This window comes from Streptomyces sp. NPDC018693 (assembly GCF_044391385.1).
Classification (GTDB): Bacteria; Actinomycetota; Actinomycetes; order Streptomycetales; family Streptomycetaceae; genus Streptomyces.
In genome coordinates, this window is record NZ_JBIRZZ010000005.1 from 304,430 (window position 1) to 325,427 (window position 20,998).

Here is a 20,998-nt window from a genome sequence, read left to right on the forward strand (position 1 = left end):
GCTGCACGCCCGGCACCTGGTCCGCGAGGTCCGCCGGATCCTGTGGGCAGGGAGCCGCTCGAAGGGTGTGCCTGTCACTGCACGCCCACGCGGGACAGCCGGGGCAGGCCGAGGGTGGCCGTCGAGGCGGCGAGCACTGCCGCCGCGCACGGCACCGCGTAGCCCGCCGAGGCTCCCGCAGCGTCGACCATCCACCCGGACAAGGCGTAGCCCAGCGCCACCCCGACGGAGAGGCCCGAAACGATCCAGGTGATGCACTCGGTGAGCCGGGCGGCCGGCACCAGGCGGTTCACCAGCTCCATCGTGGTGATCAGGGTCGGCGCGAGGGACATGCCCGCCACGAAGAGCATCCCCGCCAGCACCGCGAGCCCCGGCGCGAACAACAGCGGCACGGTCGTCACCGCCATCGCCCAGACGCTGGCCGGCAACCGCCGCGTGATCGTCCCCCGCGGCCCGATGGCACCGAAGACCGCGCCCGCCAGGCCCGAGCCGAGCGCGTACACGCCCAGCAGCAGGCCGGAGACCGCCTTGTGGTGGTGCGCGTCGGCGAACGCCACCGTCACGACATCCACCGAACCGAAGGACGCGCCCACCGACGTCGCCGTCAAGGTCAGCACGCCGAGTCCCCGGATGCGCAGCGCCCAGCCGCGGACGCGCTGCCGCTCGGCGCGCACCGGCGGTTCCGTGCGCCGCTGGGCGGCGAACAGCAGGACGCCGACGGCGAGCAGGACCGCGGCCGTCAGTGGTCCGGCCTCGGCCGGTCCCTCGGCCGACAGGGTGATCGCCAACGCCGGGCCGACGACGTAGACCACCTCGTCGAGCACCGACTCCATCGAGTACGCGGTGTGCAACAGCCGCGGTGACGCCCGGTGGATCTCCGCCCAGCGGGCCCTGACGAGAGCGCCCATGCTGGGCATGCAGCCCGCTCCCGCCGCCGCCACGTACAGCGTCCAGTCGGGGGCGGCGTACCGTGCGCACAGCAGCAGCGCACCGATGGCGGCGACCGTCGCGGCCGTCGCCGGGAGGACGACCCGGCGCTGGCCGTGACGGTCGACCAGCCGGGAGATCTGCGGTCCGATCGCCGCGGCGGCGAGCGCCTGCGTGGCCGAGACCGAGCCGGCGAGGCGGTAGTCACCGCCGAGCTGCGACAGCATGATGATGATGCCGACACCGATCATCGACTGCGGGAGGCGTGCGATGAAGCCCGCGGTGGAGAAGAGCAGACTGCCTGCCGGAGAGAAGGTCCGGCGGTAATCGGAGAGCACGGGGACTCCACGCTCCGTCAGGAGCCGATCGCTGCTGGGCGAATCAGATCAGGTTTCGGCGTCCTCCATTTTCACGCATCACGCGGTTTCCCGCGATGCGTGACGGTCGTCTCTCATGGCGCGTTACGCGGTATCTCTTCCTGCGCGTGCGCGAAATGACGAGCCGGGTAAGCTGGATGGCAGACACGTCGATGTCTCGGCGGGAAGGAGCCCGCATACCGGAGACCGCTGATACCGGCAACCGCGTATACAGGCGATCGTGTTTCACAGGCGACCAGGGCGCCGCGCCGCAGCCCCGGAGACTCTCCCTTTGCCAGCCTGAATCCCATGAGCTTCCCAGCCATCGCCCGGTGCCGTTCGCTCAGCTCGGCCCGACCGGCAAGCCACCCTCCCAGGAGGTGAGTTGGGTTGAACGCGCGACTACGAGGCCATGCCGCGATGGCCGCCGTCGGCACGAGCATCGTCGTACTGACGATGCTCTACTACATGCTTCCGGAACAGCGGCTGATCTTCACCGCCATTGGAGCGACCGGCGTCGGCGGTATTCTCCTGGGTGTCTTTCTCAACCGCCCGACGCATCGGCTCCCGTGGCTGCTGCTCGCCGCGGGAAACTTCGCATTCGCCGCGGGCCAGACCGCCCAGATCATCCTCATCGAGCTGCTCGACGAGGTCCCGTTTCCGTCGATCGCCGACGGTTTCTATCTCGCGGCATATCCGCTGTATGCGGCCGGGCTGCTGAGCTTCGTCCGCTGGCGCACCAGTTGGCGCGACCGCGCGAGCCTCGTCGACGCGCTGACACTGACAGTCGGCCTGGCACTGCTGTCGTGGCTGTTCCTCATCGAGCCGTTCGCCGAACTCGAGGGTCTCACCTGGGTGCAGAAGGCGTTCTCCATCGCCTATCCGCTCGGTGACATCCTCGTTCTGGCGATGCTGCTGCGTCTGCTCGTCGTCGGACGTGGTGGCCGGAGCCCCTCGCTCATGCTGCTCACCGCGGGCACCGTCGGCCTGCTCACCGCCGACGTGGCGTACGGCCTCATACAACTGAACGGCACCTGGCGCACGGGTACCGCGGTCGATCTCGGCTGGGCCGTCCTGTACGGCGCCTGGGCCGTCGCCGCGCTCCATCCGTCCATGCGGTCGCTGACCCAGCCGGTGGAAGGGCGCGCCGAGATCGGTACGGGCCGGCTGAGCCTGCTCACCCTGGCGTCGCTGATCGCGCCGACCATCCTTCTGACGCAGGCGGTGCGCGGTGTGAGGGAGAACGTCGGCGTCATCGGGGTGTTCTCCGCGGTGCTCTTCCTCCTCGTGCTCTACCGCCTGGCGGGCGTGGTGGCGACCCACCGGCGGGCGGTCGGCCGGGAGAAGGTGCTGCGCATAGCGGTGTCGTCGCTGGGCGGAGCGGGCGATGTGCGGGATGTGGCCGCCGCCGTCCACTCCGCGGTGACGGAACTGGTGACGCACGGCCCGCCGCATTCCGCACTGCTCACCGTGCCGGACAACAGGCTGTGGGTGAACGGGGTGAATGGGGAGAACGGCGGCGTACGCGGGCCCGTGTCCGAGCGGGCGACCGCGGCCGTACGGGAACTGACCGCGTCCGGCGAGAACCGCCTGGTGACCCTCGACGGGGTGGGGCTCGAGATCGCCGCCCACCTCGCGGGCCCGGCCGAGGAGCCGACCCGCACCAGCCACGCGCTCGTCTGCCCGCTCACCTCACAGGACCATCCCTTGGGCAATCCGCAGATCGGGGTGCTGATCGTGGCCGGCGACGAGCAGGACCTGCTCGTCCTCCGCGACACGCTGGCGACTCTCGCCGCGCAGACGGCACTTGCCGTGGCGCGGGTCGCCCTCGCCGAGGAGGTCAACCGGCGCAAGAGCGAGGCGTACTTCCGCACGCTGGTGCAGAACGCCTCCGACGTCATCCTGATCCTCGACGACGAGGACCGGGTCCGTTACGCCAGCCCCTCCGCCGGCAAGGTGCTGGGCGTTCCGGACCTGGAGGGCACCCTCCTCATCGATCTGGTGCCGCCGGAGGACAGTCGCGCGGTGGTCGAGACACTCGGCCGGATACGGAGCCGCGAGTACCAGACCAGGCGCGAGCACTGGCGGATGATCCGAGGGGACCGGGGGTTCATCGAGGCCGAGGTCAGGTGGAGCGACCTGCGCGAGGAGGCGACCGTCGGCGGAGTGGTGCTCACTCTGCGGGACGTGACCGAACAGCGCAAGCTCGAACGTGAACTCATCCACCAGGCGTTCCACGACCCGCTCACCGGCCTGGCCAACCGGGTGCTCCTCCAGGAGCGGATCAGCCACGCCCTGGTGCAGGCCCAGCGCGACGGCACGGTGGTCGGCGTGCTCTTCGTCGACGTGGACGACTTCAAAGTCGTCAACGACATACACGGCCACAGCGTGGGCGACGAACTCCTGGTCGCGCTGTCACTCCGGCTGCAGACCACGGTCCGTGCCTCCGACACCGCCGCGCGCATCGGCGGCGACGAGTTCGCACTCCTGGTGGAGGGCTCCATCACATCGCAGGGCGTGGAGCGGTTCACCGAGCACGTGATGACCGCGTTCGCAGAGCCGTTCCCGCTCAGTGTGGGGCCGGTGAGCACGTACGCCAGCGTCGGTGTCGCGACGACGGAGGACAGCATCGACTCGGTCGAACTGCTGACACACGCCGATCTCGCGCTGTACTCGGCGAAGACGGCGGGCAAGCGCCAGTGGCGCCGCTACCACCCGGACCTGCAAAGGGGCATGGCCGAGCGTGCCAAGTTGCAGGAGGGCCTGGACAGTTCGTCGATCGAGACGTCGTTCATGGTGCTCTACCAGCCCATAGTGGAGCTGGCCGGCGGGCGGATCGCAGGCTTCGAGGCACTCGTTCGCTGGCCCCACTCCACGCGCGGCATGGTGCTGCCGGAGCAGTTCATCACGCTGGCCGAGGAGAGCGGGCAGATCGTCCCGCTCGGCGCCTGGGTGCTCGATCAGGCCGCGGCCGAGGCCGTCCGGTGGGACGACTCCGTGCGGCGCGACAGTACGGCCACCCGCAACGCGCCTTACGTCAGCGTGAACGTGTCGCCGCGTCAGTTCCGGGACGCCGAGTTCTACAGCGTGATCCGGCGCGCGCTGGATCTCTCCGGCATAGAACCGTCGTCTCTCGTACTGGAACTGACCGAGAGCGTGCTGATGTACAACGACGAGCGCATACTGGCCGAGATGAGTGCGCTCACCGACCTCGGTATCCGTTTCGCGATCGACGACTTCGGAACGGGCTACTCGTCGCTGAGCTATCTGCGTGAGTTCCCGATCTCGATACTCAAGATCGACAAGTCCTTCGTCGACGAACTCGGGCGCTCGCCCGAACAGTACGCCCTGGTCGAGGGCATCACGCATCTCGCGGACACACTCGGCCTCACAGTGATCGCCGAAGGGGTGGAGAACGTGCGGCAGCAGGAACTGCTCGTCTCCATGGGCTGCCGGTTCGGCCAGGGGTACCTCTTCGCCAAGCCGGTCAGCGCCGATGAGGCGGCACGCCTCGTCCTCGCGCCGCCGCTCGGCCGCCTGGCCGAATGGAGTGGGGTGCCGGCAGAAGGGAAGCAGTGATGACGGCGGCCCCCTTCCGAGGGGTGCGCGGGCCGCGCTCCGCGGGACGTCGGGCGAGGCAGGAGACCCAAGGTGACGGAACGTGAGCGCCTTTCGACGGAGTCGACCACGCTGTGCGTCGTGCTGCACAACGACGAGCAGCAGTACGCGATCTGGCCCGCCGATCGCCGGATCCCGGCCGGGTGGCACCGGAGCGGCGGACCGGCGCCCGCCGCGCGGTGCGGGAGCCTGGTCGACCGCCTGTGGACCGACCTGCGGCCCGCGAGCGCCCGTACCGTGGCGCAGACCCCGGGATCCGGGCCGGGCACCGTGCCCGAACTGGTCCGGGAACGGGCACGGCGTGAACCGTCCGCTCTCGCGGTGCTCTCGGACGAGGGCCGGCTCAGCTACGCCGAACTGACCGGCCGCGCCGACCGGCTCGCCCACGAGCTGCGCCAGGCGGGCGTCGCGGCGGAATCCGTCGTCACCGTATGCCTCGACCGCACACCCGAACTGGTCGTCGCACTGCTTGCGGTGCTGAGTTCCGGCGGCGCGTTCCTGCCCCTCGACCCGGCGACCCCGCGGCAACGGATGGCCGGGCTGGTCGAGGAGACCGGTTCACGCCTCATCGTCACCAGCCGTGAGCTCGCCCCGATGCTGGCGGCGTGCGAGGCACGGATCGTCGACGTCGGGGAATCGGCCACACAGGCGCCACAGCCCGCACCGCGGCCGTCCCGCGGGCCCCGCCCGGACGACCTCGCCTACGTGATCTACACCTCGGGATCCACCGGGCCCCCCAAGGGGGTGATGATCACCCACCGGTCACTGGCCCACTCCCTCAACGCGGTGGCCCGGGCATACGGACTGACGCCCGGCGACCGGGTGCTGCACGCCGCGGCGCTCGGCTTCGACACCTCGCTGGAGCAGATCTTCGCCACGCTGATCAGCGGCGCGACGCTCGTCCTCGCCGGACCACGGACATGGGCGCCCGCCGACCTGCTGCACCGCATCCCGGAGTACGGGATCACCGTCGCCGACCTGACCCCCGCCTATTGGCAGCGGGTCCTCCCTTTCGCTGACCGTGGCGAGCACCTCGCGTCGCTGCGGCTCGCCATCGTCGGCGGCGAGATCGTCACCGCCAAGGACAGCCGCGCCATTCTGCGCGGCATCCCCGGCGTGCGGCTCGTCAACGCCTACGGGCTCACCGAGACAACCATCACCTCCACGCTCTGCGACCTCAACGAGGAAATGATCACCTCGCCCGACACCGCCGTCGCCCCGGTCGGCCGACCGCTGGAGGGGGTTCATGTCCAGCTGCTGGACGACGAGCTGCACCCGGTGCCGCCGGGCGGGCGCGGCGAGATCTACATCAGCGGCCCAGGGCTGGCGCGCGGCATCTGGCGGCAACCCGCCCTGACCGCACAGCAGTTCCTGCCCGACCCGCACGGCCCCGCGCCGGGGGACCGGATGTACCGCACCGGGGACCTGGGCCGTCGGCGCCCGGACGGCAACCTGGAGGTCCTGGGCCGGATCGACGACCAGATGAAGATCCGCGGGTTCCGGGTCGACCCGGCCGAGATCGAGGCCGCGCTCGCCTCGCATCCGGAGATCGGCCAGGCGATGGTCGTGGCCCGGGCGCGCGAGAGCGGCGACCGGGACCTCGTCGCGTACTACACGCCGGTCTCGCCGCCCACCGGCCGCGAGACGGTGACGCCCACGCGGCTGCGCTCGGCACTCGCCGAGGTCCTTCCGGGGTACATGATCCCGGCCGCCTTCTACGCGGTGGAGCGGCTGCCCCTCACGTCCGGCGGAAAGCTCGACCGCAGAGCCGTACCGCAACCCGCCACGGCGGCGACCACGACCGCCCGCGCCGATGACCGCCCCCTGCCGCAGGGCATGGCCGAGCTGTGGGGCCAGATCCTGGAGGTGGACCATGTCCGCCCGCACGACGACTTCTTCGAGCTGGGCGGCAACTCGCTGCTGGCCATGGAAATGCTCGCTCACACCCGCGTCATGTTCGGCATCGGCGTCTCACAGATCCGCGACCTGACCCGTTCGCTGCTGCAGTATCCGACGCTCGCCGCGTTCGCCGAGTCCGTGCGCCGGGCACGGGCCGGCACACTGGCCCAGCCGGGTGGCGGGAGCGTCGACTTCGCCGCCGAGGTCGATCGGCTCGTTCCGGCGATGGGCCACGACGCACCGGCTCCCAACTTCCGGCACCCCGGCGACGTCCTGCTCACCGGGGCGACGGGGTTCTGTGGCGCGCACATGCTCGACGAGCTGCTGACCAGGACGACAGGACGGGTCCTGTGCCTGGTCAGGGCCTCGGACGAGCAGCACGCCATGGAGCGCCTCCACGCGAGCCACCTGCGGCACGTCCACAGCGAGTTGGCCGGCGAACGCGTCCAGCCGGTCGTCGGCGACCTGGGCAAGCCTCTCCTGGGGTTGCCGCCGGGCCGGTTCGAGGAGCTGGCATCAACCATCGACGCCGTCTACCACTTCGGCGGCCAGGTCAACTTCATCTACCCGTACCACGAGTTGCGCGCGGCCAATGTCGACGGCACCTACGAGATCATCCGCCTGGCCGCCGACAGGGCCGTCCCCGTCCACTTCACCTCCAGCATGGCCGTGCTCGCCGGATTCGGGCCGGCCGGCGTGCGCGAGGTGACGGAGAGCACGCCGCTGGGCTTCCCCGAGAGTCTTTCCGTCGGATACGTGGAGACCAAATGGGTCGGCGAGGCGCTGCTGAAGAAGGCGTCCGACGCGGGCCTGCCCGTCGCGGTCCACCGCCTGATGGACGTCACGGGCAGCAGCGGAACCGGCGTGATGAACACCGGCAGCGAGATGGCCGCCCTCATCGGCTTCATCGCGCGGACCGGGCTGTGCCCTGACGTCCCCCTGCCGCTGGACTTCCTGCCGGCCGACTGCCTCACCCGCGCGATCGGACACATCTCCACCCACCGCCCCGCACGCGGTGAGGTCTACCACCTCACCAACCCCCGTCCCACGCTGGTGGACTCGCTCGCCGAGCGCCTGCGCGAGCGGGGTCACCGGGTCGAGAAGATCCCCTACGCCGAGTGGATCGCCGCCCTGGTGACGTACGCCGCCGGGCACCCCACCGACCCGATGACCCCGTTCGTCCCGCTCTTCGTCGACCGCTGCGCCCGCGCGGACATCACCGTGAGCGAGATGTACTTCCAGGGCGTCTTCCCGGAGTTCACCCGCGACAACGCCGAACGGGCGCTTACCGACGCCGGGATCGACATCCCGCCCGTGGACGCGGAGATGATCGACCGTCACATCGACTTCCTCGAACGGGACGAGCCCGTCCGGCGGGTGAAGCCCCAGGAGCACGGAGCGCCACGGTGGTGAGCCGATGCCCCGGCTGGGAGGCACTGGACGTGCTGCAGGCGCCGCCCGACGGTCCCGTGGCCTTCTCCGCCGACCTCAGTCCTCACGGCCTCATGGCGGCGTACCGTGCCGGGGCCTATCCGTTCCCGGCGCCCGACGAGTACAGCCGCGCCCTCAACGAAGTCGTCTTCGCCGACCAGATACGACAGGGCCGCATCCGGCTCCTCGGCGACGAGTCGGCCGACCCCTACGCCGTCTCCTGGTGGTCGCCCGACCCCAGGCCGGTGCTGCCCGTCTCAGCCACGCACCTCAGCCGGAGCCTCGCCCGGCGGCTGCGCAACCGGCTGCAGTGGTCGACCAGCCTGGACCAACGGTTCGAGCAGGTCGTCCGCGCATGCGGCGCCGGCCGCACCCCCGAGTGGCTCACCGAGGAGCTGACGGTCAGTCTGCTCCGCCTGCACGAACTGGGACACGCTCACAGCGTCGAGGTCTCGGAGGACGGCGATCTGATCGGCGGTGTCTTCGGTATCCGCGTCGGATCGGTCTTCAGCATGGACTCGATGTTCTTCCGCCGCTCCGGCGCCTCGAAGGTCGCGGTGGCCGACCTCGCGGCGCGCTTCGCGCAGGCGGGCGGCGTGCTGCTCGACGCACAGCGCGACAGCCCGCACGTCCGCGACATGGGCGCCGTTCTCGTACCGCGGGAGCAGTACGTTCGCCACATCCGCGCCACCGCGCGCGACAGCCTCCCGATGCCCACCGCCACCCTGCCTGCCCGCCGCCTCGCCACCAGGTGACGGACACCGGATCACTGCGCCCTGGACGTGGGGGAGCGCGGGGACCCGAAGAGCGCGGCCTGGTTCTTGCCCGCGGTCTTGGCTCTGTACAGGGCGGTGTCGGCGTCCCGCAGAGCCTCGGTGGGCGTGGTCGGCCCGGTGATGATCCGTGCTCCGATGCTTGTCGTCACCCGGACCGAATGGCCATGGGGAAGGACGAACGGGTCCTTGAAGGCGTCGAGGATCCGTAGGGCGTAGTGGCGCAGTGCGCTCGTGTCCACGCCTTCCAGAACGAGCGCGAACTCGTCCCCGCCGAGCCGGGCCACCATGTCCTGCTCGCGGACCCTGCTCGTCAGCCGCTGTGCGACGTCGACCAGCACCTCGTCGCCGGCCGAGTGCCCCAGGGTGTCGTTGACCTCCTTGAAGCCGTCGAGATCGAGCATCAGCAGTCCGGCGGAGGAGAAGACGGAGCACCGGCCGAGAGCGGACTCCAGACGTTCACTCAGGAGCGTTCGATTGGCCAGACCGGTCAACGGGTCGTGCGTCGCCTGATGACTCAGCTGCTTCTGGAGCTCTGCCTGCTCTCGCAGCGACGCCGCGAGATCGAGGGCCTGCGCCCGTGCCTGGGCGGCTCTGCTCTGGGCGTACTGGGCCAGGAACGCGACGCGCAGCACCAGCAGCAGCGACAGGCCGGCCATCATGCTGACGATCACCGTGACGTTCATCGGCTCGTCCCGGATGCCGCCGACGTTGGCCAGCACGATCAACGGCCCCATCAGGATGAGGGCGATCAGGATCGACAGCCGCCGCTTGCGCAGCCTCTCCTGGTCGTCCGCCAACCGCGTCGGCCGCGCGACCGACGGGTGCAGCGCGGCCGCGCCCAGCAGGAGGGAGGAGACCATCCACCCCACCTCGGACACGTCCTGCGCGATCGCGGTCCCGTTCGTTGCCAGCGTCCCGTAGTAGAGACCGTCGGCAGCGAGCAGAAGCAGCAGCCATCCGGTGCACAGAAGGAACGACGGTGTGTGCGTGTCGGTGGTGAGCATCAGCCGCGCCGCGATGGACAACAGCACCAGGTCGGTGACGGGATAGGCGAGGGACACCGTGAGCGGCCACGCCGACAACTCGCTGTGCAGGTAGGGCGCGACGATGAACGCCCAGGCCGCAGTGCCGAACCCCAGCGTGACGATTCCCGCGTCCAGCAGCCCGGCCCAGTGCAACCGGCCCGTCTGCTGCCGGGCCAGCGTCACCAGGCCCGCGGCGAACAACAGGTAGCTGGCCAGATAGAGGATGTCGGCCACACCGGGGAACGGGACCTCGTCGCCGCGGGCCTGGTACAGGCCCCAGATCGTGTCCGCGACCGCGAACGGTGCCATGGCCGCCGCGAGGAGGTACCACGGAAGGACCGACGGCGGCCTGTTCCTGATCACTCCCGCCAGGATGGCGAAGACGACCGAGCCGGATATGAGTCCGGGCAGCAGGTACTGCTTGGGGGAGGAGGTGACCAGACAGGTGACGATCAGCGCCGTCCCGGCCGCCACGTACGCCCAGACCCACGCATTGCGGCGGGAGGACAACCCGACGTGAACCTTGCCCACGGGCTCTCCTTCCCTCCTCCGGTCCGCACGCCCCGGGGCGGTGGTGCGCGGGCCGATCCTCATCCAGATTCGTGACCGGGAGAGTGGGAGCGGAGTGTCCCGAGGGCGCGGCAGGTACGGTCGAGTTCGTCCTGCAGGCGAGGAGCGGTCTCGGCCAGTGAGGCCGGGTCCCCGGCCCTGGCCTGCTCCTCGAGCTCCTGGCAGCAGGCCGCCAGGCCATGGGCCCCCAGGTTGCCGGCAGCGCCCTTGAGACTGTGTGCCTGATCTGCGATCTCGGGGGTGTCGTGCCGGTCGAGCGCGTGGAAGAGCGCGCTGGTCGTCTCGGGGGCCCGGGCGAGGAAGTGGTCCACCAGCCGGTCCACCAGTGCGTGCTCGGCCCGGGTGCCGCCACCGCGGAGTTCGGTCAGCCGCTGCTCGATGCAGGCGCGCAGATCCTCGTCGTCAGTCTGTGGGCGGGCGGGGTGGACCCAGTGGGTCAGGACTTGCTCCAGCTCCCCGGCGGTGACGGGTTTGGAGACGTAGTCGTCCATGCCCGCGGCCAGGCACCGTTCCCGGTCCTCGGCGAGGACGCCGGCGGTCATGGCGATCACCGGCAGGTGACGGCCGGTGCCCTGTTCCTGGCGGCGCAGTTCCCGGGTGGCGCTGTAGCCGTCCATCCGGGGCATCTGGCAGTCCATGAGCACGGCCTGATAGCTGCCTTCCTCGACCATGCGCAGGGCCTGGATGCCGTCGGCGGCGGTGTCCGCGCTGTAGCCGAGCCGGGTGAGCATGCCCTGGGCGACCATCTGGTTGATCTCGTTGTCCTCGACCAGCAGGACATGGCCTCGGTGAGCGGCCGGGGACGGGGTGGTCGCCGTCGCCGCTGCCGTGGCCAACGGCCATGTCGGGTTGGTGAGTTCGACCAGTGCCTCGATGAGCTCGGATTCACGGAGGGGCTTGGGCAGGCTGCGGGCGATCCCGGCCGCCTGCAGTTCGGCGGCGGGCAGCCGGCGTCCGGAGGTGAGCAGCAGCAGCCGCATGCGGGCGAAGTTCTGGTCGGTGGTGATCCGGCGGGCGAGTTCAAGGCCGTCCATGTCAGGCATGTGCATGTCCAGGATGGCCAGGGTGAAGGGGCGGCCCGCGGCCGCTGCCTCGTGCAGCGCCACCAGGGCCTGGGGGCCGCCGACGACCGTGGTCGGCTGCATGTGCCACCTGCGCAGCTGCGCGTCGAGGATCAGCCGGTTGGTCTCGTTGTCGTCGACGACGAGGACCCGGTGCTCGCGCAGGCCGTCGGGCTGCGGCCGGGTCAGGGGCTGCTCCGGGGTGTCGGGTGCGCGCACGGGCACGGTGAAGAAGAAGGTGCTGCCTGCACCGCGCCTGCTGGTGACGCCGATGGAGCCGCCCATGGCCTCGGTGAGCCTGCGGCAGATGGCCAGGCCGAGACCCGTGCCTCCGTAGCGGCGGGTGGTGGAGGCGTCCGCCTGGGAGAAGGCGTCGAACATCCGCTCCTGCTCGGCCTCGGCGATGCCGATGCCGGTGTCGGCCACCTCGAACCGCAACCAGGCCCCATGCTCCGTGGATGGCGGGGACGGGGCCGGGCGGGCGCGGAGCACGACCTCGCCGGCTTCGGTGAACTTCACCGCGTTGGACGCCAGGTTGAGCAGGATCTGCCGCAGCCGCCCGGCGTCCCCGATCACCGTGGCGGGCAGTTCCGGATGGCAGTCGCTGAGCAGTTCCAGGCCACGGGCCTGTGAGGTCTGCGCCACCAGCGCGATGACCTCCTCCACCAGCACCCGTGGGCTGAAGGCGATCCGTTCGAGTTCGAGTTTGCCCGCCTCCAGCTTGGAGAAGTCCAGGATGTCGTTGATCAGTGACAGCAGTGCCGTGCCGGCCGCCTGGACGCCCTCCGCGTAGCGGCGCTGTTCGGCATCCAGCGAGGTGCCCAGCAGCAGGTTGCTCAGCCCGATGACCCCGTTCATGGGGGTGCGGATCTCATGGCTCACGGACGCCACGAACTGCGACTTCGCCAGGGCCGCGGCGATCGCCTGGTCGCGGGCCTCCGTCAGGGCGGCTTCGGCCTGCTTGCGCTCGCTGATGTCCCGGACGAAGGCGTTGAAGCAGCGCGCCTTCGCCGACTTCAGACGCCACACCGTGAGCTCGACCGGGATCTCGTGACCGTCACGGTGCAGGGCGCTGAACTCGATCCTGCGGCCCAGCACATGAGTCTCCCCGCCCGCCAGAATCCGCTGCAGCCCGGCTCGGTGCGCGGCGTGATACCTCTCGGGGATGATCGTCTCCGTCAGCGGACGGCCCATCGCCTCGTGGTGGCTGAACCCGAACAGTCGCTCGGCGCTCTGGTTCCAGTCGATGACCAGGCCGTCCTCGTCGATGGAGACGAAGGCGTCACGGGCGGTGTCGATGACCGAGCGTGCCTGTTCCTGCAACAGCCGCAGGGCTTCCTCCCTGCGCCGCTGGCCCTCCGCCTCACGGACGAAACCACGCACCTCGAGCGGCTCGCCGGCGGGGTCCCGCACCACCCAGGACGTCGTCTCCGTCCACACCCAGTGCCCGTCGGCATGGCGCAGCCGCAGACACACCACCACGCGGCCGTCGCGGCGCAGATCCCGCTCGGCCCAGTCGAATTCCTCCACGTCGCCCGGGTGCACCCAGAAGCGCGCCGACGTCCCCACGATCTGCTCGACCGGCCGGCCGAACAGTGCTTCCGCCGGGGCGGACACCTCCAGGTGGACGCCCTCCATCGTCCGGCGGAAGACCATGTCCTGAGAGTTCTTCAACAGGAGCCGAAACCGCTCCTCGTCGTCGGACGCGTACTGCCGTGGTGGGTCTGTGGGTTCCATTTCCATGGTCGGCCTCCGTGCCATGCACGACCGCAGGGCGCTGCCGGGACTACCGGCAGATGCTCGTGACCACGAGGCCGCATGCCCACGCAGCGGTCGCTGAGACCGGCACACCCACGGGTCATGGGTGGTGATGAGAGAGTTCAGGCGGTCCGCTCATCGGACATCTCCAGCAAAGGATGAACCACTGAAGATCGCAAATCGAGCCACCCTCCGTGCCGTGACCCGAAGCGCGACCCCTTACCGATCGGTCGCGTCTAGGGTCGTCGCAGGGACAGAGATCCGCGACGAAAGGGCAGCACCATGGCGCAGGAAGTGCGCGGCGTGATCGCACCGGGCAAGGACGAACCCGTACGGGTGGAGACGATCGTCGTGCCGGACCCCGGCCCCGGGGAGGCCGTGGTGCGGGTGCAGGCGTGCGGGGTCTGCCACACCGACCTGCACTACAAGCAGGGCGGCATCAACGACGACTTCCCGTTCCTGCTCGGCCACGAGGCGGCCGGCGTGGTCGAGTCGGTCGGCGCGGGAGTCACCGACGTGGCGCCCGGTGACTTCGTGATCCTCAACTGGCGTGCCGTGTGCGGGAACTGCCGGGCCTGTCTGCGCGGCCGGCCCTGGTACTGCTTCGACACGCACAACGCCGAGCAGCGGATGACTCTGACCGACGGTACCGAACTCTCCCCGGCGCTCGGCATCGGCGCCTTCGCCGAGAAGACCCTGGTGGCCGCCGGACAGTGCACCAAGGTCGACCCCGCCGTCTCCCCGGCGGTGGCCGGACTGCTCGGCTGCGGGGTGATGGCCGGCATCGGCGCCGCCCTCAACACCGGGAAGGTCGGCCGGGGCGACTCCGTCGCCGTCATCGGCTGCGGCGGCGTCGGCGACGCGGCGATCGCCGGCGCGAACCTGGCCGGCGCGGGCCGGATCATCGCCGTCGACATCGACGACCGCAAGCTGGACAAGGCCCGCACCCTCGGCGCCACCCACACCGTCAACTCCCGTGAGACCGACCCCGTCGAGGCGATCCGCGAACTGACCGGCGGCTTCGGCGCCGACGTCGTCATCGAGGCGGTCGGCCGCCCCGAGACCTACCGGCAGGCGTTCTACGCCCGCGACCTGGCCGGCACGGTCGTCCTGGTCGGCGTGCCCACCCCGGAGATGAAGCTCGAACTGCCGCTGCTGGACGTCTTCGGACGCGGCGGAGCGCTCAAGTCCTCCTGGTACGGGGACTGTCTGCCCTCCCGGGACTTCCCCATGCTGATCGACCTGCATCTGCAGGGGCGCCTGCCGCTGGACGCGTTCGTGACCGAGACCATCCAGCTCGACGAGGTGGAGAAGGCGTTCGAGCGGATGCACCACGGCGACGTGCTGCGCTCGGTGGTGGTGCTGTGATGGCCGCCCGCATCGAACGCCTCGTCACCTCCGGGCGGTTCACCCTCGACGGCGGCACCTGGGACGTCGACAACAACGTCTGGATCGTCGGCGACGATCACGAGGCGATCGTCATCGACGCCGCCCACGACGCGCACGCCATCGCCGAGGCCGTCGGCGACCGCCGCCTCACCGCGATCGTGTGCACCCACGCCCACAACGACCATGTGAACGCCGCCCCCGCCCTCGCGGACCTGACCGGCGCCACCATCTGGCTGCACCCCGACGACCTGCCGCTGTGGAAGCTCACCCACCCCGACCGCGACCCCGACGCGCACCTCGCCGACGGCCAGGTCATCGACGCCGCCGGCGCCGGCCTGACCGTGCTCCACACGCCCGGGCACGCGCCCGGCGCGGTCTGCCTCTACGACGCCGGGCTCGGCACGGTGTTCACCGGCGACACCCTCTTCCAGGGCGGCCCCGGCGCCACCGGCCGCTCCTACTCCCACTTCCCGACCATCATCACCTCGATCCGGGACCGACTGCTCACCCTCCCGCCGGAGACCAGGGTGCTCACCGGCCACGGGGACGGCACCACGATCGGGGCGGAGGCCCCGCACCTGGAGGAGTGGGTAAATCGCGGGCACTGACCGGCCCGCCCCGCCTACGCTCACCGGCATGACAGCGGAGAACTCCCTGGTGACCCTGCATGCCGTCCGTGTCCTGCGGTGCGCCCCCGACGGTCCGCCGCTGGACTCCGAGCGTGCCGCGCTCGACCTCATCGGCGACGCCTTCGGCCATGAGGCCGAGGTCGTCGCGGTGCCGGTGGACCGGGTCGGCGAGGAGTTCTTCCGGCTGAGCTCGGGTGTCGCGGGCGCGGTCATGCAGAAGTTCGTCATGTACCGGGTGCGGCTCGCCGTCGTCGGTGACGTCACCGAGTACGTCGAGCGGAGCACCGCCCTGCGCGACTTCGTGCGGGAGACCAACGCCGGCGACCACATCTGGTTCCTGCCGGACCACGACGAACTGGCGGCGAGACTGCGCCCGGCCGGGTGACCCCGCCGTAAAGCCCGGAAAACACGACAGGAGATGTCCGGCTTCCACGCCACCCTCGGAGACGACACCTCACGAGGACACAGGAGGCCGGACATGTCGGGACCGCTCAACGGCAAGGTGGCGCTGGTCGCCGGGGCGACACGCGGCGCGGGACGCGGTATCGCCGTGGAACTCGGTGCGGCCGGAGCCACCGTCTACGTCACCGGCCGCACCACCCGCACCAGGCGCTCGGAGTACGACCGCCCCGAAACCCTTGAGGACACCGCCGACCTGGTCACCCGGGCGGGCGGCCGGGGCATCGCCGTCCCCACCGACCACCTCGAACCGGACCAGGTGCGCGCCCTCGTCGCCCGCGTCGACGACGAACAGGGCCGCCTCGACGTCCTGGTCAACGACATCTGGGGCGGGGAGCACCTCTTCGCCTGGGACACACCCGTCTGGGAGCACGACCTCGACAAGGGCCTGCGGCTGCTGCGGCTCGCGGTCGAGACGCACGCGATCACCAGCCACCTCGCCCTGCCCCTGCTCCTGCGCCACCCCGGCGGACTGGTCGTCGAGATGACCGACGGCACCGCGGAGTACAACCGCGACCACTACCGGAACTCCTTCTTCTACGACCTCGCCAAGGCATCCGTCCTGCGCATGGCCTTCTCCCTGGGCCACGAACTCGGGCCACGCGGCGCCACCGCCGTCGCGCTGACCCCGGGCTGGCTGCGCTCGGAGATGATGCTCGACCATTTCGGCGTCCGGGAGGACAACTGGCGCGACGCCCTCGCACAGGTCCCCCACTTCGCCATCTCCGAGACCCCCCGCTACGTCGGTCGGGCGGTCGCCGCCCTCGCCGCCGACCCGGACCCGGCGCGCTGGAACGGACAGTCCCTCTCCAGCGGCGGTCTCGCCCGGGTCTACGGATTCACCGACCTCGACGGCAGCCGCCCCGACGCCTGGCGGTATCTCGTCGAGGTCCAGGACGCGGGGAAACCGGCGGACACGACGGGCTACCGCTGAGGCGGTGAGGCGTCGGCCGCCCGGATCGGCCGGCGCGCGGAATGGCCGGGCGGCAGGCCGAGGTCCTCCCGTACGGCCGTGTAGTAGCCCTCGCGCCCGGCGCGCTGCTGCTCCAGCAGCGCGCGCCAGGCCGCGGTGTCCTGCTCGCCCTCCCGCACGAACCGCTCCATCTCCATCACGGTCACGACCCAGGCCCGTGCCTTCTCCACCACCGTGCGGCTGCCCAGCATGATCAGCGCCTCACCCGAGGGATCCCGTGCGATGTTCGCCTCGGCGAGCAGCGGCCTGGCCTCTTCGAGGGTGAGAGGGTCCGGATGCCTGCCGTGGCCGAGCCCGGCGGCGACCCGGTACGCCAGCGTGACCGTCTGCTTCACCGACCGCGCGTAGTCGCCGTACACCGCGAGCCGCCGCTCCTCCCAACGCGCCGCCTGCTCCCTGCGAAACCGCGCCTGGTCGCCCCGCACGACCACGACATACGAGCCGAGCGCGCCGATCACCACGCCGATGAGAGCGGGCAGTTGCTGTATGAATGCCGACATGGACGCACGGTATCCGCCCAGTTGATCAACAGGGAACCGAGGCCGCTTCCAGCACGGCCCGTACCGGTGTCCGGGAGCGATGACTCCGGCCGTACGGCATCGAAGTTCACCGTTTCGTCACAGCCTGCGTCCGCCTACAACCCACGGCCCTCTCCACCTGTCTAGGACTACGACATCGCAGGACGACGTGCCGACGCGCCAGGGAGAGGGAAGAACCATGGGGGACATACGCAGACGAGGGGTGGTCGCCCTCGGGGTGACGGGCCTGGTGGCGCCGCTGACGCTGGTGCTGGGAGCCGCGCCCGCACAGGCCGCGAGCTGCACCACCAAGGCCGGGCCGTACCAGAAGCAGGTCGAGAAGTTCCTCGGCCGCCCGGTCGACGGCAAGCAGTCGTCGGCCGACTGCAAGGCCATCCAGGCGTTCCAGAACAAGCACGGCATCAGGCCGAACATCGGCTACGCGGGGCCCGTCACCTGGGGCGTGATGGACCTCATGAACAAGCAGACGGCCGTGGGCAACAAGCCCAACCGGGACGGCAAGTGCCCGACCAACAAGGGCCGCATCGCCTGCGTCAACCTCACCCTCCAGATCAGCTGGATCCAGGACGGCAGCCGGCTCGTCTACGGCCCCGTCCCGGTGCGCACCGGCCGCGACGGGTACGAGACCCGCACCGGCCTCAAGAAGATCTACTGGCGCAACAAGAACCACTACTCGACGATCTACCACGTGCCGATGCCGTACAGCCAGTTCTTCGACGGCGGCCAGGCGTTCCACTCGGCCGGCGTGAGCATGTGGAACCCGCCGGGCTCGCACGGCTGCGTGAACATGACCTACTCGGTCGCCCAGAAGTACTGGTCGCTGCTGAGGAACGGCGACGACGTCTACATCTACGGGCGCAAGCCGGGCACCTGACGGCGCAGGTCGGGGCGGTTCGCTCCGCCGATCCGCCCCGCCGCTTCTGACAGATTCGACGTGATCAGCAACACGGTCCGTAATGTCCGGAATATCACGTATTAACTCACGCGGCCTTCATCTCCCACCCCGTAAGATTCACAGCATGTCCACCACTGTTGAACCCGTCTCCGAGCGATCGGCCGCGGAGGTCAACGAGGAGATCCGGGCCCTGTGGCTCCGGTCGGGCGGGACACTGAGCGTCGAGCAGCGCCAGGAGTACCAGCGCCTCGTCATGGAGTGGGCCGCCGTGACCCCGCAGCCATCGCGGGTGGCCTGAGCGGCCACCGCGCCGCCGTCCCCCGGATCCCTCCTCAGCCCCACGTCGCCGAGTAACGGCGCTGGTACGCCTTGCGATCCTGCTCCGCGCGGATGTAGCGCGTGGCGGCCAGCGCCACCAGACTGCCCGCGATCACCAGCAGCCCCGGCCCGATGTTCCTCGGGTCGGTGAGCCGCGCCACCAGCGTCTGCCCGCCCGCGGCCCCCGTCACCGGGGCCGAGGATCCCGGTGTGACCGCGTCGGGCGCCACCGCCGCCTCGGTGGCCGCCGCCGACGGCTGCGCGGAGGCCGGCGCCGACGGCGATCCACCCCCACCTCCGGCACCCTGCGCCGACACGATCAGCTTCATCTTCAGCTGGGTCAGCGCCGTCGTCACCGGCTGGAAGAAGGTCGTCCCGCCCGTCGCGCAGTCCCCGCTGCCGCCCGAGGTCACCCCGAGCGCGATCCCCTCGGAGAACAACGGGCCTCCGCTGTCCCCCGGTTCGGCACACACATCCGTCTCGATCAGGCCGGTGACCGTGCCCTCCGGGTAGTTCACCGTCGCGTTCAGCGCCGTCACCCGGCCGTCGCGCAGCCCGGTGGTGCTGCCGCTGCGGAACACCCGCTGCCCCACGGACGGATCACCCAGGCCGGTGATCCGCACCCCGGTGCCGTTGCCGATGGCGACCACGTCGGCACCCTCGCCGGCCGAGCCGCCCGCGTACTCCACCAGGGAGAAGTCCCCGCCGGGAAAACTGGCGGCCACGGTACGGCCCACCTGCCGGGTGGCCTGGTTGTCCGCGAACCACAGCGACCCGTTCGGCCCGCAGTGCCCGGCGGTCAGGATGTAGTCGCGCCGCCCGTCGGTGACGTTGAACCCGGCCGAGCAGCGACCGCTGGTCGACAGCATCCCCTGGGCCCCGTTGAGCCGGGGGGTGAACGTGCCCGAGGTGCGCTCCATCCGTACGAAACTGCCGATGCCGTCGGCCACTTGGGTCAGCCGCGCCCAGTCGGCCGCCGACACGGTGCTGTCGCCGCGCACCACCACCCGGTTGTTCCGGTAGTCCATGGCCCAGGCGGTCCCCGCCACCCGGGGCGCCGAACGCAGCGTCGCCGCCGCCGACTTGAGCTCGTTCATGCTGTGGCCGACGACCTTCGCCTCGGCGCCGGCCCGCCGTACCTCCTCGGCGGTCGGCTCGTCCATGACCGCGACCACCGTCCGCCCGTCGGCGCCAATCCAGCTGCCCGCCGTACGGGAGTCGCCGAGCCGCGCCACCAGGTCCGCCCCGGTCTCCGCGAGCGTCCGCGCCGCTCCCCGCGGCGCGTCGGGCGGCTCGCTCGCCAGCGCCGCCTGCGTGACCATGGCCCCTCCCAGGAGGAGTCCGCCGACGGCCGCCAGTCGTGTCACCCGGCGGACGATCCGTCGTCGTACGTGCCTCATGCATGGCTCCCGAACCCCGAACGCGCGGCCTCGACACCGCGGGGCGCTCCGGTCGTCGAGCACCCACACTCCATACGTGCCGAGGCCCGGCCGCGTTCAGCGGGAAGTGATCACCGCTTCAGCGCGACCCCGCCGAACATCGCGACCTCCTCCGGCTCGGCCCCGCCGGTGTCCTCCGGGCGCCAGCGGGAGCAGGACACCACGCCCGGCTCCAGCAGCTCCAGCCCGTCGAAGAAGCGGGTGACGGCCTCCGGCGTGCGCTGGGTCAGCTTCGGGGTGCCGTGCTCGTTCCAGAACTTCACGGCCTCGTCCACGTCCGGCATCGACGGGCTGGTGATGGTGTGCGACAGCACCAGGTGACTGCCGGCCGGCAGCCGGTCGACCAGCCGCCGCACCAGGCCGTACGGGTCCTCGTCGTCACCGATGAAGATGACCACGCCGAGCAGGATCAGCGCGACCGGCTGGGTGAAGTCCAGGGTCCTCGCGGCGTGTTCGAGGATCGCGTCGATGTTGCGCAGGTCCTCGTCCAGGTAGTCGGTGCGACCCTCGGGCGTGCTGGTGAGCAGCGCGCGGGCGTGCGCCAGGACCAGCGGGTCGTTGTCCACGTAGACGATCCGCGACTCCGGGGCGAGCCGCTGCGCGACCTCATGGGTGTTGTCGGCCGTGGGCAGTCCGGTGCCGATGTCGAGGAACTGGCGTATCCCCTTGTCGGCGACCAGGTGGCGCACGGCGCGGCCCAGGAAGAGCCGGTCCGCGCGGGCGTACTCGCCGATCCCCGGGTGGAGTTGGCGGATCTGGTCACCGGCCGCGCGGTCGACCTCGTAGTTGTCCTTGCCGCCCAGCCAGTAGTTCCAGATCCGGGCGGTGTGCGGCTGGGCGGTGTTGATGCGGTCGCGCAGCTCCTTGGCTGCCTCTGCTGCGGACGGCGAGGTGTCGGTCACGGATCGGCTCCTGCGAGGTGAAGGTGACGTGAGG

15 protein-coding genes are annotated in these 20,998 nt (G+C 70.6%); 9 read left to right on the forward strand and 6 right to left on the reverse strand.

What is annotated here, in order from left to right; translation table 11 throughout:
- Positions 1-74: 74 nt before the first annotated feature.
- The gene (locus tag ACH5AC_RS16460) at positions 75-1,265 is read right to left on the reverse strand and encodes an MFS transporter (RefSeq protein ID WP_398862501.1); all 1,191 of its coding nucleotides are present in this window, start codon (positions 1,263-1,265) and stop codon (positions 75-77) included.
- 408 nt (positions 1,266-1,673) lie between these two features.
- On the opposite strand from ACH5AC_RS16460, the gene ACH5AC_RS16465 reads away from it, so the two are divergent.
- The 3 genes from ACH5AC_RS16465 (at position 1,674) to ACH5AC_RS16475 (ending at position 8,986) form a co-directional block, all read left to right on the forward strand.
- Entirely contained in the window at positions 1,674-4,862 is a 3,189-nt protein-coding gene (locus tag ACH5AC_RS16465; RefSeq protein WP_398862503.1) for a putative bifunctional diguanylate cyclase/phosphodiesterase, read from the forward strand.
- Positions 4,863-4,934: 72 nt separating this feature from the next.
- On the forward strand, positions 4,935-8,213 hold the full coding sequence (locus ACH5AC_RS16470; RefSeq protein ID WP_398862504.1) for an amino acid adenylation domain-containing protein: 3,279 nt from the start codon (positions 4,935-4,937) through the stop codon (positions 8,211-8,213).
- On the forward strand, positions 8,210-8,986 hold the full coding sequence (locus ACH5AC_RS16475) for a leucyl/phenylalanyl-tRNA--protein transferase (RefSeq protein ID WP_398862505.1): 777 nt from the start codon (positions 8,210-8,212) through the stop codon (positions 8,984-8,986). The genes ACH5AC_RS16470 and ACH5AC_RS16475 overlap by 4 nt, the downstream gene beginning before the upstream one ends.
- An 11-nt stretch (positions 8,987-8,997) precedes the next feature.
- Here ACH5AC_RS16475 and ACH5AC_RS16480 read toward each other — a convergent pair whose 3' ends face one another.
- Both ACH5AC_RS16480 and ACH5AC_RS16485 read right to left on the reverse strand, forming a co-directional pair.
- Positions 8,998-10,563, reverse strand: coding sequence for a diguanylate cyclase domain-containing protein (locus ACH5AC_RS16480; protein WP_398862506.1), 1,566 nt, complete (start codon positions 10,561-10,563; stop codon positions 8,998-9,000).
- Positions 10,564-10,622: 59 nt separating this feature from the next.
- Positions 10,623-13,406, reverse strand: coding sequence for a response regulator (locus tag ACH5AC_RS16485; RefSeq protein WP_398862507.1), 2,784 nt, complete (start codon positions 13,404-13,406; stop codon positions 10,623-10,625).
- Between the two features lie 297 nt (positions 13,407-13,703).
- Between ACH5AC_RS16485 and ACH5AC_RS16490 the strand changes: the two genes are divergently transcribed.
- The 4 genes from ACH5AC_RS16490 (at position 13,704) to ACH5AC_RS16505 (ending at position 16,832) form a co-directional block, all read left to right on the forward strand.
- Positions 13,704-14,789: an S-(hydroxymethyl)mycothiol dehydrogenase gene (locus tag ACH5AC_RS16490; RefSeq protein ID WP_398862508.1), complete on the forward strand. Its 1,086-nt coding sequence runs from the start codon at positions 13,704-13,706 to the stop codon at positions 14,787-14,789.
- The gene (locus ACH5AC_RS16495) at positions 14,789-15,418 is read left to right on the forward strand and encodes an MBL fold metallo-hydrolase (RefSeq protein ID WP_398862509.1); all 630 of its coding nucleotides are present in this window, start codon (positions 14,789-14,791) and stop codon (positions 15,416-15,418) included. The genes ACH5AC_RS16490 and ACH5AC_RS16495 overlap by 1 nt, the downstream gene beginning before the upstream one ends.
- A gap of 28 nt (positions 15,419-15,446) precedes the next feature.
- A complete protein-coding gene (locus ACH5AC_RS16500) occupies positions 15,447-15,824 on the forward strand; it encodes a DUF4180 domain-containing protein (RefSeq protein ID WP_398862510.1) in 378 nt (125 codons plus the stop codon).
- A 93-nt stretch (positions 15,825-15,917) separates the two neighbouring features.
- Entirely contained in the window at positions 15,918-16,832 is a 915-nt protein-coding gene (locus ACH5AC_RS16505) for an SDR family oxidoreductase (RefSeq protein ID WP_398862511.1), read from the forward strand.
- Here ACH5AC_RS16505 and ACH5AC_RS16510 read toward each other — a convergent pair.
- Positions 16,823-17,371, reverse strand: a complete 549-nt coding sequence (locus tag ACH5AC_RS16510; protein ID WP_398862512.1) for a hypothetical protein — start codon at positions 17,369-17,371, stop codon at positions 16,823-16,825. The two genes, ACH5AC_RS16505 and ACH5AC_RS16510, sit on opposite strands and share 10 nt — an antisense overlap.
- A gap of 217 nt (positions 17,372-17,588) precedes the next feature.
- On the opposite strand from ACH5AC_RS16510, the gene ACH5AC_RS16515 reads away from it, so the two are divergent.
- Together ACH5AC_RS16515 and ACH5AC_RS16520 are read left to right on the forward strand one after the other, a co-directional pair.
- Positions 17,589-18,284, forward strand: a complete 696-nt coding sequence (locus ACH5AC_RS16515; RefSeq protein ID WP_398862513.1) for a L,D-transpeptidase family protein — start codon at positions 17,589-17,591, stop codon at positions 18,282-18,284.
- A gap of 145 nt (positions 18,285-18,429) precedes the next feature.
- Positions 18,430-18,603 (forward strand): hypothetical protein, encoded by a 174-nt coding sequence (locus ACH5AC_RS16520; RefSeq protein ID WP_398862514.1) that lies wholly within the window; start codon positions 18,430-18,432, stop codon positions 18,601-18,603.
- Between the two features lie 34 nt (positions 18,604-18,637).
- On the opposite strand, the gene ACH5AC_RS16525 is transcribed toward ACH5AC_RS16520, so the two are convergent.
- Together ACH5AC_RS16525 and ACH5AC_RS16530 are read right to left on the reverse strand one after the other, a co-directional pair.
- Positions 18,638-20,023 carry a S1 family peptidase gene (locus tag ACH5AC_RS16525; RefSeq protein WP_398862515.1) on the reverse strand — a complete coding sequence of 462 codons (1,386 nt, stop codon included), beginning with the start codon at positions 20,021-20,023 and terminating at the stop codon, positions 18,638-18,640.
- A gap of 110 nt (positions 20,024-20,133) precedes the next feature.
- On the reverse strand, positions 20,134-20,964 hold the full coding sequence (locus ACH5AC_RS16530) for an SAM-dependent methyltransferase (protein ID WP_398862516.1): 831 nt from the start codon (positions 20,962-20,964) through the stop codon (positions 20,134-20,136).
- Positions 20,965-20,998 lie beyond the last annotated feature (34 nt).

Excerpts from the sequence above, each read along its gene's own strand:
- ACH5AC_RS16485 (WP_398862507.1), bottom strand. The coding sequence starts at position 13,406 with ATGGAAATGGAACCCACAGACCCACCACGGCAGTACGCGTCCGACGAC.
- ACH5AC_RS16490 (WP_398862508.1), top strand. The coding sequence starts at position 13,704 with ATGGCGCAGGAAGTGCGCGGCGTGATCGCACCGGGCAAGGACGAACCC.
- ACH5AC_RS16495 (WP_398862509.1), top strand. The coding sequence starts at position 14,789 with ATGGCCGCCCGCATCGAACGCCTCGTCACCTCCGGGCGGTTCACCCTC.
- ACH5AC_RS16500 (WP_398862510.1), top strand. The coding sequence starts at position 15,447 with ATGACAGCGGAGAACTCCCTGGTGACCCTGCATGCCGTCCGTGTCCTG.
- ACH5AC_RS16505 (WP_398862511.1), top strand. The coding sequence starts at position 15,918 with ATGTCGGGACCGCTCAACGGCAAGGTGGCGCTGGTCGCCGGGGCGACA.
- ACH5AC_RS16510 (WP_398862512.1), bottom strand. The coding sequence starts at position 17,371 with ATGTCGGCATTCATACAGCAACTGCCCGCTCTCATCGGCGTGGTGATC.
- ACH5AC_RS16515 (WP_398862513.1), top strand. The coding sequence starts at position 17,589 with ATGGGGGACATACGCAGACGAGGGGTGGTCGCCCTCGGGGTGACGGGC.
- ACH5AC_RS16520 (WP_398862514.1), top strand. The coding sequence starts at position 18,430 with ATGTCCACCACTGTTGAACCCGTCTCCGAGCGATCGGCCGCGGAGGTC.
- ACH5AC_RS16525 (WP_398862515.1), bottom strand. The coding sequence starts at position 20,023 with ATGAGGCACGTACGACGACGGATCGTCCGCCGGGTGACACGACTGGCG.